This is a genomic window from Fictibacillus sp. NRS-1165, assembly GCF_050468105.1.
GTDB lineage: Bacteria > Bacillota > Bacilli > Bacillales > Fictibacillaceae > Fictibacillus_C > Fictibacillus_C terrinigri.
In genome coordinates this window covers 1-15,972 of sequence record NZ_JBDPNU010000010.1, presented here as the reverse complement: position 1 = coordinate 15,972, position 15,972 = coordinate 1, and the positions used below count along the sequence as shown (strand labels likewise).

The window sequence follows — 15,972 nt, the reverse complement described above, 5'->3', positions numbered from 1 at the left end:
TAACAATATTATACAGCATGTCAGGAAAAAGCGTCAAGATTGTTTATTTTTGGCCTCTTCTCCATTTTTCGAATATTTCGGCTACTTCCTCGGACAGGGAGATGCTTGAAAAGTTGCGTTCTCTTGCTTTCTTGACTTTGCGCTCGATCCTTTTTTCAATATCGTCCATTTCGACTTTGAGCTCACGGGATGACTTTCTTAGGGCGCCTTTGGCAAAAACCACCCATTGTTCCGTATAATCTGAGGTAGCTACAAAGATTCGCGTGTTTACGCTCTTGTACTCTGAAGCCAGCCTTTCGATCCTTTCATCCGCCGTTTCATTTTCCCTCGTGAAAATAACTTCTACTTTATAGTTCTTTGCTTTCTTTTCAATTCCCGCGACCATATGGGCATCGAATACGATGATGACCCGGCAGCCTGTGAAAGCCTGATACTCAGCCATTTTTTCTATCAGAAGATCCCGGGCTTTTGCAAAGTCCGCTTCTTTTAATGACCGGAGTTCAGGCCAGGCGCCTATGACATTATAGCCATCAACGATTAAAATCGTTTCCATCAGGATGAAAGCGGATGGCGTTTGCGGTAAACTTCATATAATAAAAGGCCGGCTGCCACTGAAGCATTGAGGGAAGTAACTTTTCCTTCCATCGGCAGGCGTACAAGAAAATCACACGTATCTTTCACCAGTCTGCCCATGCCTTTGCCTTCACTTCCGATGACAAGGCCGATCGGCATATCAAGCTTGGCTTCCCTGTAATCCTCTTTGCCTTTCATATCAGCACCTACAAACCAAAGGCCGCGCTCCTTAAGCTCTTTCATTGTTTGTACGATGTTGGTCACACGCACGACCGGAATATATTCGATCGCTCCTGTGGAGGCCTTCGCTACCGCCGCTGTCAGCCCGACCGCTCTCCTCTTAGGAATAATGATGCCATGGGCACCCGCGGCATCAGCCGTACGCATGATGGATCCAAGGTTGTGAGGATCTTCAATCTCATCTAGCAGGATGAAAAAAGGTTCTTCCCCTTTTTCCTCGGCTTTTTTAAATAAGTCATCGATCTCTGCATATTCGTAAGCAGCAACTGCTGCGATCACCCCTTGGTGGTTGCCTCCGTCACTCAGCAGATCCAGCTTTCGCTTCGGAACAAACTGCACGAGCACATTGTTTTCCTTTGCCATGTGGATCACTTGGCTGACGGGCCCTTTCTGTGAGCCTTCACCAACAAATATTTTGTTTATATCCCTCCCTGCACGCAGTACTTCGAGTACAGGGTTTCTGCCAATAATAAATTCTTCGCTCATCGTTTTCCTCCCTCTCCCGCCTGTTCGACGAAAGATACTACTTTTTCAAAAATGGCCTGTAACCGCTCTTCGTTTCCAAGCAGATAATGGTAGCCGATAATTGCCTCAAAGCCTGTCCCATAACGGTAGGTTTGTACATCTGTGTTCTTTGGTACGGAGCCTTGCTTTGCGTTTCTGCCCCGCATGATCACACCGACTTCTTCTTCGTCAAAAAAGCTCTCGTCAAGCAAACGAAGAACCACAGCTGCCTGGGCCTTGGCAGATACATACTTGGTTGCCAGCGTATGGAGCCGGTTTGGTTTCACCTGGCCGGTATGGATGAGGTGATGCCGCACAAAGGTTTCGAGTACGGCATCTCCCATATACGCAAGCGTCATCCCGTTTAGCTGTTTAATATCCGAACGTGAAATCTGTCTGCTCATTTATTGCCTCTTCCAGCGAACGCCCTGTGGCGTATCTTCCAGGATGATGTTCATATCCTTCAGCTGGCCGCGGATTTCGTCGGCTCTTGCAAAATTGCGTTCTTTTCTTGCCTGGTTTCGTTCTTCGATCAACGCTTCGATCTCCTCATCAAGCAGTTCCTTTTCTGCCGTGAGTGTCAGACCGAGCACTCCAGTAAGTTCTTCAAAGAGTGTAATGAATGCCGTCAGCACACTTTTCGATGTGTTTTCCGACTGCAGGTATACATTCGCATCCCTTGCAGCATCAAACAAAACAGCAATGGCGTTCGCCGTATTAAAATCATCATCCATCTCAGAAATAAAGCTCTGTTTGAATTGATTCACTTTTGCTTCCCAAATCTCTGCGTCCTCTGCAAGATCCGCACTGATTCCCTGTCTGTGTTTCAGGTTATCATAAGCAGTACGAATGCGGTTCAAGCTCGCCTGTGCACTCTGGAGCAGCTCATCACTGAAATTGATCGGATTGCGGTAATGCACCGCCATCATGAAAAAGCGAATCACCTGAGGGTCATATTCTTTAATCATGTCATGGACAAGAACGAAATTCCCCAGCGACTTGGACATCTTTTCGTTGTTGATATTAATATAGCCATTATGCATCCAATACCTGGCCATCAGCGCCTCGTTCAATGCTTCAGACTGGGCGATCTCATTTTCGTGATGCGGGAAGGTAAGATCCTGGCCGCCGCCATGAATATCAATGGAATCGCCGAGGTATTTTTTAGCCATGGCCGAGCACTCGATATGCCATCCCGGACGTCCGTTGCCCCATGGACTTTCCCAATAGATTTCCCCTTCTTTTGCTGCTTTCCATAAAGCGAAATCCAGAGGATCCTTCTTGATCTCACCCACCTCGATGCGTGCTCCGGATCGGAGGTCATCGATCGACTGATGAGAAAGTTTGCCATAGCCCTCAAACGCCCTTGTCTTAAAATAAACATCGCCTTGTGCTTCATAAGCATACCCTTTTTCAATGAGCCTGCCGATAAAATCAATAATTTCCGGCATGGTCTCTGTCACTCTCGGGTGATGATCTGCTTTTTGCACACCTAACGCGCAAACATCCTCATGATAGGAATGAATAAAACGCTCTGCAACAGTCGGCACATCGGTACCGAGCTCTTTTGCAGCCTTAATGAGCTTGTCATCGACATCCGTAAAGTTAGAGATAAAGTTTACATCATAGCCGCGATACGCGAGATAACGTCTTACGGTATCAAAGACGATGGCCGGACGCGCATTCCCAATGTGAATATAATTGTAGACGGTAGGCCCGCATACATACATCTTTACTTTCCCTTCCTCGAGGGGTTTGAATACCTCTTTTTGCCGCGTCAACGTATTATAAATAACTAAACTCATCGTACTTCACTTCCCTTTCGTAAACGTTCAATCTCTGTTTGCAGTCGTTCCAGCTCTTCTTGAACCTCTCGGAACTGAACGGCCACCGGATCAGGCAAGTTACAATGATCCAGTTCTTTGCCAACCTTAATTCCATCCTGGATAACGATTCGCCCGGGAATACCAACAACTGTCGAATTCGGAGGTACATCCCGCAAAACAACAGATCCTGCTCCTACCTTAGAATGTTTCCCAATTGTGATGGATCCCAATACTTTTGCACCTGTTGCAATTAACGCATGATCCTCAATGGTCGGGTGGCGTTTCCCTTTTTCTTTACCAGTACCACCAAGTGTTACTCCCTGATACAAGGTAACATCATTGCCGATAATACAGGTCTCCCCTATCACTACACCACTCCCATGGTCTATAAAAAACCGGCGTCCGATCTGTGCACCCGGATGAATCTCAATTCCAGTAAAGAAACGGCTGATCTGCGAAACCAAACGGGCCCAAAACAAAAAATTTCGTTTAAATAGCTTATGTGCCAGCCGATGCGCCCATATGGCATGCAGGCCAGAATAGGTAAGTACTACTTCCAGCTTGCTTCGCGCTGCCGGATCGTTCTCAAAGACAACCTGTATATCCTCCTTGATGCGTTTCCACATTGTAATCCCCCCTTAGTTAGAAAAGCTCGAAGCAGGCTTTTAGGGCCGAAAGACGGTGAAATACTCCCACAGCAACACGCTTTTTGTGTTGAGGTGGGAGAGTGAAGCGGCCGAGGCCCTGCCTGCTTTTACCGTAATCCCCCATTTCGCCGGTAAACTTATCCATAACGCCCCGGGCCATCAAAAAAAGCGCCCCTGTGCGTATGCACAGAGACGCTTTTTGCGCGGTTCCACTCTGTTTAACAGCATGGTTGCTGTTCTCCTTAAACTCCGTAACGTGGAGTGCCGCTTTTATCTACTCTATCGGTTCGATAAAAGGCTCCGAGGTGCATTTCAGTTTCCTTTTCCTAAACCGCTCTCAGCCCATGGCGATTCTCTCTGATAGGAAAATGGATAACTTACTCTCCTCATCCTTGCTGTCGCTGTAATTAATTTCTTTTAATATATTACATTACGGGCAAAATGTTAACTAATTTTGCCTGGTAAAAATTTAAGATAAGCGAGATGCTGTTGTATCCAAGCGTTTTAGGATTTCTTCCTTGCCGAACAATGCGATGGCTTGTGGAAGGTCAGGGCCATGTGTCTGACCCGTTGTCGATACGCGAATCGGCATAAACAAGTTTTTCCCTTTTTGCTTCGTTTCCTTTTGTGTCGCTTTTATCGCAGCTTTTACTTCCTCTGCTGAAAAATCCGTGATCGCTTCCACTTGTCCTTTAAAAGAAGCGATGACTTCAGGAACCGTTTCGCCTTTCAAAACTTCCAGTGCCTCTTCTTCATATTCAATCTGATCCTTAAAGAAAACATCCGTCTGTTCCACGATCTCAGCGCCATAGCTCAATTTTTCCTGATAGAGCGCAACAAGCTTAGCCGCCCATAAGCGGTCTTCTGCGGACATGTCCTCTTTTAATCTTCCAGCCTCAATAAGATGTGGAAGGGTGAGTTCCATTACAGTTTCAAGGTCCTGCTTCTTCATGTATTGGTTGTTTACCCAAAGCAGTTTCTGTTTGTCAAAAATAGCCGGTGCTTTTGAAAGTCTGGTGGGATCAAAGATTTCAATGAACTCTTCCTTCGTGAAGATCTCCTCTTCTCCAACCGGTGACCATCCAAGCAGAGTAATAAAGTTAAACAATGCTTCAGGAATATATCCTAGCTGTTCGTACTGTTCAATAAACTGGATGATGGACTCATCACGTTTGCTCAGTTTCTTGCGGTTTTCATTAAAAATCAGCGTCATATGGCCAAACACCGGCGGCTCCCAGCCAAATGCTTCATAGACCATAAGCTGTTTCGGTGTATTGGAGATATGATCATCCCCGCGCAGCACATGAGAAATCTTCATTAAGTGGTCATCAATGGCTACTGCAAAGTTATAAGTTGGAATCCCGTCTTTTTTTACGATAACATAGTCGCCGATCCCATTGGAATCAAACGAAACATGTCCTTTTACCATATCATCAAACGCGTAGGTATGGTCTGCCGGCACAGCAAAACGAATGCTCGGCTTTCTTCCTTCAGCTTCAAGTGCCTTGCGCTCATCTTCCGTCAAATGGCGGCATTTTCCTGAATAGTGCGGAGTTTCATTATTTGCGACCTGTTCCTCACGTGATGCTTCAAGCTCTTCCTCTGTACAGTAGCAAGGATAAGCCAAGCCGCGGTCTAACAAGTCCTCGTAGTGTTTTTGGTAGATGTCCAAACGCTCCATCTGAGTATAAGGGCCATACTCACCGCCAACATCAATGCTTTCGTCCCAATCGATGCCCAGCCATTTTAAATACGTCAGCTGGCTTTCCACTCCGCCTTGGATGTTACGTTTTTGGTCGGTATCCTCAATACGGATGATGAGCTTGCCGTTATTGTGGCGGGCAAACAAATAGTTAAACAATGCTGTTCTTGCATTCCCTATATGTAAATGTCCTGTTGGGCTAGGTGCATACCGTACCCTTACTTCGTTTGACATTTTCAATTCCACCTCGATATTTTTTTACTTTTTCCATTGTAACACTTTGTCTACTTTTTTGTAATAAGGATGACTGCGTTTGCGGCAATCCCTTCACTGCGGCCGGTAAAACCCAGTTTCTCAGTCGTTGTTGCTTTGACATTAATCTGTTCCGTTTCAGCTCCGAAAATTCCGGCGATTACACTTCGCATCTCTTCAATGTATGGTGCCATCTTCGGCTTTTGGGCGATGATCGTGCAATCGACATTCCCTAGAACATAACCTTTATTCTTAACAAAATTCCAGGACTCCTGCAGCAGTTTTTTTGAATCCGCATCTTTAAACGCTTCGTCCGTGTCCGGAAAATGCTTGCCGATATCGCCTTCACCTGCTGCACCGAGCAATGCGTCCGTAACAGCGTGCAGCAAAACATCCGCGTCAGAATGGCCGAGCAGCCCCTTTTCATAAGGGATGGTGATGCCTCCGATAATCAGAGGGCGCCCTTCGACGAGCTGGTGCACATCATAGCCTTGTCCTACTCGAATCATGTTTCTCTCTCCCTTTGCGCCAATATGGCATTGGCGAATAGTATGTCATGCACAGTTGTTAATTTGATGTTTAAATAATCTCCCTCGACGATCGATACCGGGTAGTTCATCTGTTCTACGAGGCTGGCATCGTCTGTACCAAGATAGCCGGCTTCGGCTGCCATCCGGTGAGCGTCCAGTACGACAGGCAGACGAAAAGCTTGTGGGGTCTGGACAGCCCACAAGCTCGCACGGTCTACCGTTACATCCACGGTTCCGCCTGTTGCTTTTTTCACTGTATCTTTTAACGGGACAGCCAGGATGGCCGCTCCTGTTTCATTCGCCTTCGATACAAGTTCATGAATGTTTTCTCTTTCAACAAAGGGACGAGCACCATCATGAATCAGCGCCAGTTCCGTTTGCTGTACCGCTTTTAAGCCTTCAAAGACACTGTGCTGCCGTTCGGCCCCGCCTACTACAATCCGGGAAATCTTTTGAAAACGTCCTTTTTTGGCCAATTCCTGAAATTGAACCTGTTCCAGACGATTCACAGCCAGGATGATTTCCCGGCACCACGGATCCTCTTCAAATACAGAAAGTGTATGAGCGATCAGCGGTTTGCCGTTCAGTTCGATCCATTGTTTGTTCTTTCCTGCGTTCATCCTTTTTCCCTGGCCTGCTGCAGGAATGACTACACTATATTCCAACACCCTTCTCCACCACACTATACCGCGTACAGAGAAAACAATGGCTCTCTTGTAAGCTCTTTAATTATAAAGCCTTCTCCAGAAGTTTCGGCTTCGCAAAAATCATCCGTCCTGCAGAAGTCTGCAGAACACTCGTCACAAGGACATCTATGGTCTTGCCGATATAGTTTCGGCCCTCTTCCACAACGATCATTGTTCCGTCATCAAGATAGCCGACTCCCTGGTTATGCTCCTTGCCGTCCTTAATCACCTGTACGATCAATTCTTCCCCAGGCAGTACGACTGGTTTAACCGCGTTGGCCAGGTCATTTATGTTCAATACTAACACATTTTGAAGTTCGCACACTTTGTTTAAGTTAAAATCGTTCGTCACAACGATTCCGGACAGAAGCTGGGCGAGCTTCACTAATTTGCTATCCACTTCGCTCACTTCTACAAAATCGCCTTCGTAAATTTCCACCTTGATGGAAAGTTCCTTCTGAATGCGGTTCAGAATATCAAGGCCACGTCTTCCGCGGTTCCGTTTCAATACATCGGAAGAGTCGGCAATATGCTGAAGCTCCTCTAGAACAAAGCGAGGAATAATAAGCGGCCCTTCAAGGAACCCGGTCTGGCAGATATCAGCGATCCTGCCGTCGATGATGACGCTCGTATCAAGAATCTTGTATTTCCCTTTAAGCTTTTCTTCTTCCATATCCTTTTTCCGTTCTTTTCCTGAGCGGTTGATAGAGAACAGATTAATCAGCTCATCTCGCTTTTTAAAACCAACCTGGAATCCCAGATAACCTAATAATAACGTTAAGAATATGGGTAAAACCGAGCTGAATACCACAATATTGATGTTATTAAGAGGAAGTTGTACAAAAAAAGCAACTATAAGTCCGAAAATAAGTCCCATCGTTCCAAAAAGGACATCAGTGACTGGAGCCTTCACAACAGTTTCTTCAACCCAGCGGATCAAACCTACGATATAATCAGTCACCCAAAATGTAGATAAAAAGAATATAAGTGCCCCTAAGACGGCGCCCGCATAAGATGAGGTCAATTCTGACGGCAGATCACCCAAATTGAGAATACGGATAATGTCAGGGACATAGATAAAACCAAGCATGCCTCCCACAACAACAAAAAACAGCTGTACAAATCTTTTTAGCATGCACTTCACCTCCCTTAACCATTATTTACAAATTGTCTGTTTTGAAACGTGCACTTTTCATAAAATCTATAAAAATTAACCATTTATATATGCCTGTCTACAAAAAGCTGCTCTTGAATACGTTTAAGACCCTCTTTAATTTTCTTAGCGCGAATTTCCCCGATGCCTTCCACCTCATCCAGCTCTTTGATGGACGCCCGCAAAATGCTCGGAAGACTGTCGAAAGTACCGATTAAGTTTTCCACGATAAGCGCCGGCAGCCTCGGAATTTTGGAAAGGATACGGTAGCCGCGGGGATGGACCGTCTCTTCCTGTACATTGGAAGTAGGTGAGTGCCCCAGCAGCTTTACGATGACATTTTCATCAAACAGCTCGTCACTTGAAAGCTTTTTAAGCTGACGGAGAATGTGTGCAGGGTCATGTTTTCTATCTTTTACGTAATCTTTAATTAAAAGAACAGCCTCATCTTCTATGTTGGCGACAAGTTCTTCCATCTGCATCCTTATTAATCTTCCCTCTACACCCAATTCATTAACATATTTTATGATTTCGCTCTTTATTCTTAGAACCATTTCAATACGGTGGATGACCTGAGAGACCTCCTGGAACGTTACGAGCTCTTCAAATTCAAGAGCACCAAGGTTCGTAACACTCTGGTCGAACACTACCTTGTATTTTTCCAGGGTCTGAATCGCCTGGTTCGCTTTTGTCAAAATAACGCCGATGTCTTTCAGTGAATAGCGGATCACCCCTTGATAGAGAGTGATAACATTACGGCGCTGTGAAATCGATATGACAAGATTTCCTGTCTGCCGTGCCACACGCTCAGCGGTCCTGTGCCGGATCCCGGTTTCAGTAGATGGAATGGACGTGTCAGGCACCAATTGTGTATTCGCATAAAGTATTCGAGAGGCATCTTCGCTCAGTATAATGGCTCCATCCATCTTAGCAAGCTCATATAGCGAGGCCGGGGAATATTTACAGTTGATGGAAAACCCTCCGTCAACAAGCTGTGTAACCTTATCATTATAGCCGACAACAATGAGGCCGCCGGTATTGGCGCGGAGTACATTGTCTATACCCTCTCTGAGGGGTGTTCCTGGTGCAACGAGCTGGAGCATGTTGCTGATGATCGCTTCTCTTAATATATGATCCATGCCTTATCCTCCCAAAGTATAGTGCAATGCCTCTTCAACTGTAGACACACCAATCACTTGGATTCCCTTAGGGATGGTCCATCCCCCGAGGTTCTTATCCGGGATAATCGCCCGTTCAAATCCAAGCTTTGCCGCTTCATGGATCCGTTGGTCGATCCTTGAGACCCTTCGTACTTCTCCAGTCAGCCCCACTTCCCCGATCATGACATCCGTAGGGCGGGTCGGAGCATCCCGGAAGCTTGACGCTATGCTTACAGCAACAGCCAGATCAACGGCCGGTTCATCCAGACGCACTCCACCGGCGACATTTAAATAAGCGTCCTGATTCTGTAGCAGGAGGCCTACCCTTTTTTCTAGTACAGCCATGAGCAATGAGACTCGATTGTGATCGATGCCAGTTGCCATCCTTCTCGGATTTCCAAAACTTGTGGGAGATACTAATGCCTGTATTTCTACAAGCATGGGCCTCGTTCCTTCTAATGAAGCAACAACCGTTGATCCCGCCACTCCTTTTGAACGTTCCTCAAGAAAAATTTCAGAAGGGTTAAGAACTTCGGAAAGCCCGAGCTCCTTCATCTCAAACACACCGATTTCATTGGTTGAACCGAATCGGTTTTTGACCGCTCGCAGAATCCGGTACGTGTGATGCCGTTCTCCTTCAAAGTAGAGCACCGCATCCACCATATGCTCAAGCATTCTCGGACCAGCGATCGCACCCTCCTTCGTCACGTGACCAACGATAAAAATGGCAATCCCTTTTGTCTTGGCGATTCTCATAAAATGCGACGTACACTCCCTGACCTGTGACACACTTCCTGGGGCGCTTGTCACTTCCGGACGGTAGACCGTCTGTATGGAGTCAATAATGACCACCGAAGGATTGATCTCCGTAACAGCTTTCTCAATCAAATCAAGGTCCGTTTCAGCCAGGACAAAAAGATCTCCGGCTGAGATATTCAGGCGGTCCGACCGGAGTTTCGTCTGTTTGACCGATTCCTCACCTGATATATAAAGAACCTTTTGCCCGTGCTGGGCGAGTTTTGCCGAGGTTTGCAGCAGCAGGGTGGATTTCCCGATTCCAGGATCACCCCCAACGAGCACCAATGAACCAGGGACGATCCCTCCCCCGAGGACGCGGTTAAGCTCAATCGTATGAGTGTTGATGCGCGGCTCTTGTTCACTTTTTATGTCAACGATGGATTGAGGTTTTTGCTGGGTGCCTGAAGCCGAGGAAGCCGTCAGGCCTCTCGTTTGGCTATCACGCTTGATGACTTCTTCCACCATGGTGTTCCATTGGTTGCATCCGGGACATTTCCCCATCCATTTCGGTGATTCATATCCGCATTCCTGGCACATAAAAACAGATTTGTTCTTGGCCATCTCTTTCTCCTCTATTTCCAGGCTGCTTTTTCTCAGCCGGCAATTCTTTCTTTTTTCATTTGCTGCCTTTATCTTATCAAAAAAGCGGGTTCCCTTTCCAATGGGGGCATCTGGAATTTGGATAAAATACAGAAAACAATTCGACAAAAACCCGGAAGACGTGACTGCCTCCCGGGTTTTTGTATTTATTTCTATACGATTGGACTAAATCCCATCATTACGAGCTGGCTCCGACCGTTTCAACGACAAAGTCATTGTTATCCACATCGATTTTCACGGTATTGCCTTTGCTGATGTTTCCTCTCAGCAATTCTTCTGACAGACGGTCTTCAATCTTACGCTGAAGGGCCCTGCGCAATGGGCGCGCTCCGTAATCCGGATCATAGCCTTCATCCGTAATCTTATCGAGTGCCGCGTCAGTAAGCTCGATTTCGATGCCCTGGTCTCTCAAACGTTTGATCAGAGAATCTGCCAATAAGGTAACGATCTGTTTGAGATGTGTTTTCTCCAAAGCATGGAAGACGATGATCTCATCAATACGGTTTAAGAACTCAGGACGGAAAGCCTTTTTCAGCTCTGCCATCACTTTCGTTTTCATATCGTTGTACTGCTGATCTTCCGTGTGAACCGTAAACCCTAAAGAACTGTTGCGCTTAAGGGTGCTGGCTCCGACATTGGACGTCATGATGACGACAGTGTTTCGGAAGTCGACCGTACGGCCTTTGGAATCTGTCAGGCGTCCGTCTTCAAGTACCTGAAGCAGAATGTTGAATACTTCAGGATGCGCTTTTTCGATTTCATCAAGCAGGATAACAGAATAAGGCTTACGGCGAACTTTCTCTGTCAGCTGCCCGCCTTCTTCATGTCCTACATAGCCTGGAGGTGAACCTACGAGTCTTGATGTCGTATGTTTCTCCATGTACTCGGACATATCAATACGGATGATTGCATCCTCATCTCCGAACAGAGATTCTGCCACTGCACGGGCGAGCTCCGTTTTACCTACACCTGTAGGCCCCAAGAAGATAAACGAACCGATTGGACGCTTCGGATCCTTCAAGCCTGCACGGGCTCTGCGGATCGCTTTTGAGATCGACTGAACCGCTTCGTTTTGCCCGATCACCCTGTTATGAAGAATCTCTTCCAGCTTCAAGAGGCGTTCGGTTTCTTCTTCAGCCAGTTTGGAGACAGGTACACCGGTCCAGCTGGAGACCACTTGCGCGATATCCTCTGGAGTAACCTCTGTATTCTCCTGTCCTTGTTTCTCTTTCCATACATTCTTTGTTTTCTCAAGTTCCTCACGCAGACGCTGTTCCGAATCTCTTAGGGAAGCTGCTTTTTCAAACTCTTGGCTTTGAACAGCTGCATCCTTTTCCTTGCGTACTTCTTCAAGCTTCAGTTCAAGCTCCTTTAAGTTTGGCGGTGCAGTATAGGAACGCAGTCTTACTTTCGACGCCGCTTCATCTATAAGGTCAATCGCTTTATCCGGGAGGAAACGATCGGAGATGTAACGGTCAGACAGCGTTACAGCCGCTTCGATGGCATCATCGGTAATCGTGACGCGGTGATGCGCTTCATAACGGTCGCGAAGACCTTGCAAAATCTGTGTACTTTCATCTTTAGTTGGCTCATTAACTGTGATCGGCTGGAAACGGCGCTCAAGCGCTGCATCTTTTTCAATATATTTACGGTACTCATCCAGCGTTGTCGCTCCGATACATTGAAGCTCACCGCGGGCAAGGGCCGGTTTAAGTATGTTTGATGCGTCGATCGCACCCTCTGCTCCGCCGGCACCGATCAGTGTGTGAAGCTCATCGATAAAGAGAATAATGTTGCCTGCCTGGCGGATCTCATCCATGACTTTCTTTAAACGGTCTTCAAATTCACCGCGATACTTGGTGCCGGCAACAACCGTTCCCATATCGAGTGTCATGACCCTTTTATCACGAAGAGTTTCCGGCACTTCATTATTGATAATCTGTTGAGCGAGGCCTTCCGCGATCGCGGTTTTACCAACCCCCGGCTCACCGATAAGAACGGGGTTGTTCTTTGTTCTGCGGCTCAGTACCTCAATCACCCTTTGAATCTCTTTGGAACGGCCGATGACCGGATCCAGGCTTCCATCCTTCGCAATCGCTGTTAGATCTCTAGCCAGGCTGTCGAGCGTAGGCGTATTAGCGTTCGTAGAGGAACCGCGGTGATTGGATGATGCTTCATTGCTTCCAAGAAGCTGAAGCACCTGTTGGCGGGCCTTGTTTAAGCTCACTCCGAGGTTATTCAGCACGCGGGCCGCTACTCCCTCGCCTTCACGGATCAGCCCAAGCAGGATGTGTTCAGTACCGACGTAGGAGTGGCCAAGCTTACGGGCTTCATCCATTGATAGTTCGATTACCTTTTTTGCTCTTGGAGTGTAATGGATGGTTTGCACGGATTCCTGGCCGCGTCCAATTAAGGTTTCTACTTCTTTTTGGATCTTCTCAGGTCCAAGGCCAAGAACGTGAAGCGCTTTGGCAGCAATTCCTTCGCCCTCCCGGATCAAGCCAAGCAGAATGTGCTCGGTTCCAACATTATTATGGCCTAAACGGATGGCTTCTTCCTGTGCCAGCGCAAGTACCTTTTGAGCTCGTTCTGTAAATCGACCAAACATCATAATCATTCACACTCCCATTCAAATTTTATGCTTCTTCAAGTTTGATTCTTTCCCTTATTAGCGTTGCCCTTAGGATATCACGCTCATCAGGATTCAACATCTCATTCGCATAATGCTGTAAAAAGCCCGGTTGTGTAAGTATCATTAATTCATTTAATATGGATCGGGAAATCCCTATAATTATCTCAAGGTCAATTCCCAGCCTCACATCGGAAAGGCATTGTGCAGCTTCCTTCGATTGGATGATCCGGCTGTTTGCCAGCACTCCATACGACCTGAAGATCCGATCCTCAAGCTGGATCTTTAAACCGTCCTGCAGGTTTTTTCTTGCCACTCTCTCTTGCTGAATGAGCTGAAGGACCACGCCCCGCAAATCCTCCACAATATCTTCCTCTGATTTCCCGAGAGTAATCTGGTTGGAGATCTGAAAGACATTTCCTTGAGCTTCAGTTCCTTCCCCGTATATTCCTCTCACCACAAGGCCCAGCTGGTTGATGGCCGGTATAATCCGGTTCATTTGTTTCGTTAACACCAAAGCTGGGAGATGCATCATGACGGAAGCCCGCAACCCTGTTCCGACATTCGTTGGGCAGCTGGTCAGATAGCCCCTTTCCTCATCAAAGGCATAATCCACCTTTTCCTCTATCCAATCATCCAGTCCCCCAGCAAGAGTCAACGCCTGATTCAGCTGAAAGCCTGGAAAAAGACATTGAATGCGGAGATGATCTTCTTCATTGACCATGATGCTCACTGACTCATCATGATTGAGCATCACCGCCCCGAATCTTGACTGCTCTGCAAGATGGGGACTGATCAAGTGCTTCTCTACCAATACCCTTTTTGCCAGAGGTTTTAGCTCATCGAGATGAAGTATTTCAAATTCTCCAAAATTCCCGCTTCCTTGCTCTCTGCAGGCTGCTTCCAATGTCTGAATGACAGCCTCGGACTCTTCCTTGGAAGCCAAGTCGGGAAAATTAAACTTTTCGAGGTTTCGCGCCAGCCGAATTCTGCTGCTAAGGACAATGTCAGAGTCTGGTCCTTCTTTCTTCATCCAGGGACTGATAGCTTCACTTATAAAATGTTCAAGTGACATGCTCTATTCCCCCTTTTCCCGGTTCTTCTGCTTTTCTAAAAGTCGAATTTGATCGCGGGTCTCTGCCGCCTTTTCAAATTCCTCATTTAAAATATACTGCTGCATCGCCTGCTTTAATTTTTCCAATTCACGCCTCTCTTGAAGTCCGCTGCCAATTCGCTTTGGAATTTTTCCAGCATGTTTTGTATTGCCGCCGTGAACCCTCTTTAGTACCGGATCCAGCTTAGAATCAAAAACCTCATAGCAATGGCTGCAGCCAAACCTGCCCGATTTGGCAAACTGTTGGTACGTCATGCTGCACTTTGGGCAGGCCAGGACCGAATTTTGAGACAATCCTGCAGATGCCGCCCCCGAAATGGAAGGATCTCCATAAAGCAGACCAGAGAGCAGCTGATGAATAGAGAAAGTATTCGACCCCGGAAGGAATTCTCCTTTTTCTTTTGCACAATGCTCACAAATATGGAATTCAGTTTTCTTGCCGTTTACAATTTTCGTAAAGTGTAAAGTGGCAGGCCGCTCATGGCATTCCTGGCAGTACATTATTTTTCCCTCCCTATTAATAAATGTGATATGTCGCTATCTGGTTCTAAATTTTAATGTCCGAATCATCGCTTTTAATAATTCGGCTCGTAACTGATCACGTTCAGGAAGGTCTAACACTTGCAGAACAGAGCGTTCTGTCACACTCAGCATGATTCTGGCCTCACGTTCGGATACGATCTGCTCATCAAGCAACCGTAATATAACATTTTCCGCATTCCCCTGTGAAATGCGGTCATTAATCAGAAGCAGCAGCTGATCAATAAGCTCGACGTAATTCTCCGTCTGGACTTTAATGATCCGGATATATCCCCCGCCGCCCCGTTTACTTTCTACTACAAAACCTTTTTCTACCGTGAAACGGGTATTGATCACATAATTGATCTGGGAAGGGACACACTGGAACTTTTCAGCAATATCAGTTCGCTTGATCTCGATGAACGTATCATCTGAACCTGCAATGACCTGCTTTAAATATGCTTCAATGATGTCTGAGATATTTTTCATCCTGCTCCCCTCCCCTCTGACTTTGACTATCTTTGACTATACACTTATATTATAGACGCATTTTCAGGATTTATGCAACTAATGTATACTTTTTGGCTGATTGGGGGACTGCCTGTTTCTATCACAGTATTACCCGATATTTTCGGGATTAATCGTAACAATTGAAGTCTTTCACTGTAAACAACCGACACGATTCCACAGTTCAGGGGATCGGGCGAATTTTAAAATTCCAAAGTGGTGTTTGGTGTGTGGGTGCTGTTGAAAAAAAAATGAATCAGGGGTTTTTTTGTATGATATTTATGTGGATTTTTACTGTTGAAAGGGTGGAGAGCTGTATGAGAATCGAGTTGGATTTTGTGTGGCGTTTTTTTGTACTGTTACTTGCTGGGTGTACGGTTTACGTGCGGGTTTGCTGCGTTTACATGCGGGTTTCGCCCGATTACATGCCACTTCTTTTTAGCCCCCTTAATCATTTGGACATGAAATATAAAAAGAAATACACTAAAACTAGTCAAAGATTAAGGGGACATTCGAATGCCGAAGAAGAAAA

The 15,972-nt window shown here is 46.4% G+C and carries 16 protein-coding genes and 1 other annotated feature; of the genes, 1 reads left to right on the top strand and 15 read right to left on the bottom strand.

Annotated elements, in window-relative coordinates; all coding sequences use genetic code 11:
• Nucleotides 1–43 precede the first annotated feature (43 nt).
• From ABHN01_RS03320 to ABHN01_RS03250, 15 genes are all read right to left on the bottom strand, one after another.
• Nucleotides 44–553, bottom strand: coding sequence for an NYN domain-containing protein (locus ABHN01_RS03320; RefSeq protein ID WP_429874382.1), 510 nt, complete (start codon nt 551–553; stop codon nt 44–46).
• Nucleotides 553–1,299, bottom strand: coding sequence for a 23S rRNA (guanosine(2251)-2'-O)-methyltransferase RlmB (gene rlmB / locus ABHN01_RS03315; RefSeq protein WP_429874381.1), 747 nt, complete (start codon nt 1,297–1,299; stop codon nt 553–555). The genes ABHN01_RS03320 and rlmB overlap by 1 nt, the downstream gene beginning before the upstream one ends.
• Complete coding sequence (locus ABHN01_RS03310) at nt 1,296–1,721, bottom strand: Mini-ribonuclease 3 (RefSeq protein WP_429874380.1); 426 nt, start codon at nt 1,719–1,721, stop codon at nt 1,296–1,298. The genes rlmB and ABHN01_RS03310 overlap by 4 nt, the downstream gene beginning before the upstream one ends.
• Entirely contained in the window at nt 1,722–3,122 is a 1,401-nt protein-coding gene (cysS, locus tag ABHN01_RS03305) for a cysteine--tRNA ligase (RefSeq protein WP_429874379.1), read from the bottom strand. It abuts the gene before it with no gap.
• Nucleotides 3,119–3,769, bottom strand: coding sequence for a serine O-acetyltransferase EpsC (gene epsC, locus ABHN01_RS03300; RefSeq protein ID WP_290402296.1), 651 nt, complete (start codon nt 3,767–3,769; stop codon nt 3,119–3,121). The genes cysS and epsC overlap by 4 nt, the downstream gene beginning before the upstream one ends.
• 206 nt (nt 3,770–3,975) lie before the next feature.
• Nucleotides 3,976–4,192 (bottom strand) — a binding site (T-box leader).
• 67 nt (nt 4,193–4,259) lie between these two features.
• The gene (gene gltX / locus ABHN01_RS03295; protein ID WP_290402297.1) at nt 4,260–5,726 is read right to left on the bottom strand and encodes a glutamate--tRNA ligase; all 1,467 of its coding nucleotides are present in this window, start codon (nt 5,724–5,726) and stop codon (nt 4,260–4,262) included.
• A gap of 50 nt (nt 5,727–5,776) precedes the next feature.
• Complete coding sequence (gene ispF / locus ABHN01_RS03290) at nt 5,777–6,253, bottom strand: 2-C-methyl-D-erythritol 2,4-cyclodiphosphate synthase (protein ID WP_290402298.1); 477 nt, start codon at nt 6,251–6,253, stop codon at nt 5,777–5,779.
• Complete coding sequence (gene ispD / locus ABHN01_RS03285; protein WP_429874378.1) at nt 6,250–6,939, bottom strand: 2-C-methyl-D-erythritol 4-phosphate cytidylyltransferase; 690 nt, start codon at nt 6,937–6,939, stop codon at nt 6,250–6,252. Before ispD ends, ispF begins: the two co-directional genes overlap by 4 nt.
• 64 nt (nt 6,940–7,003) lie before the next feature.
• On the bottom strand, nt 7,004–8,095 hold the full coding sequence (locus tag ABHN01_RS03280) for a PIN/TRAM domain-containing protein (protein ID WP_429874377.1): 1,092 nt from the start codon (nt 8,093–8,095) through the stop codon (nt 7,004–7,006).
• A gap of 83 nt (nt 8,096–8,178) precedes the next feature.
• Nucleotides 8,179–9,252: a DNA integrity scanning diadenylate cyclase DisA gene (gene disA, locus ABHN01_RS03275; RefSeq protein ID WP_429874376.1), complete on the bottom strand. Its 1,074-nt coding sequence runs from the start codon at nt 9,250–9,252 to the stop codon at nt 8,179–8,181.
• A 3-nt stretch (nt 9,253–9,255) separates the two neighbouring features.
• Nucleotides 9,256–10,632 carry a DNA repair protein RadA gene (radA, locus tag ABHN01_RS03270; protein WP_429874375.1) on the bottom strand — a complete coding sequence of 459 codons (1,377 nt, stop codon included), beginning with the start codon at nt 10,630–10,632 and terminating at the stop codon, nt 9,256–9,258.
• Nucleotides 10,633–10,849: 217 nt separating this feature from the next.
• Complete coding sequence (gene clpC / locus ABHN01_RS03265; RefSeq protein ID WP_429874374.1) at nt 10,850–13,282, bottom strand: ATP-dependent protease ATP-binding subunit ClpC; 2,433 nt, start codon at nt 13,280–13,282, stop codon at nt 10,850–10,852.
• Between the two features lie 25 nt (nt 13,283–13,307).
• Nucleotides 13,308–14,375 (bottom strand): protein arginine kinase, encoded by a 1,068-nt coding sequence (locus ABHN01_RS03260; RefSeq protein WP_429874373.1) that lies wholly within the window; start codon nt 14,373–14,375, stop codon nt 13,308–13,310.
• A 3-nt stretch (nt 14,376–14,378) separates the two neighbouring features.
• A complete protein-coding gene (locus ABHN01_RS03255; protein ID WP_429874372.1) occupies nt 14,379–14,915 on the bottom strand; it encodes a UvrB/UvrC motif-containing protein in 537 nt (178 codons plus the stop codon).
• Nucleotides 14,916–14,951: 36 nt separating this feature from the next.
• Nucleotides 14,952–15,422, bottom strand: a complete 471-nt coding sequence (locus tag ABHN01_RS03250; RefSeq protein ID WP_290402306.1) for a CtsR family transcriptional regulator — start codon at nt 15,420–15,422, stop codon at nt 14,952–14,954.
• A 248-nt stretch (nt 15,423–15,670) separates the two neighbouring features.
• Between ABHN01_RS03250 and ABHN01_RS03245 the strand changes: the two genes are divergently transcribed.
• On the top strand, nt 15,671–15,972 hold a 302-nt coding region (locus ABHN01_RS03245), incomplete at its 3' end, for a hypothetical protein (protein ID WP_429874371.1).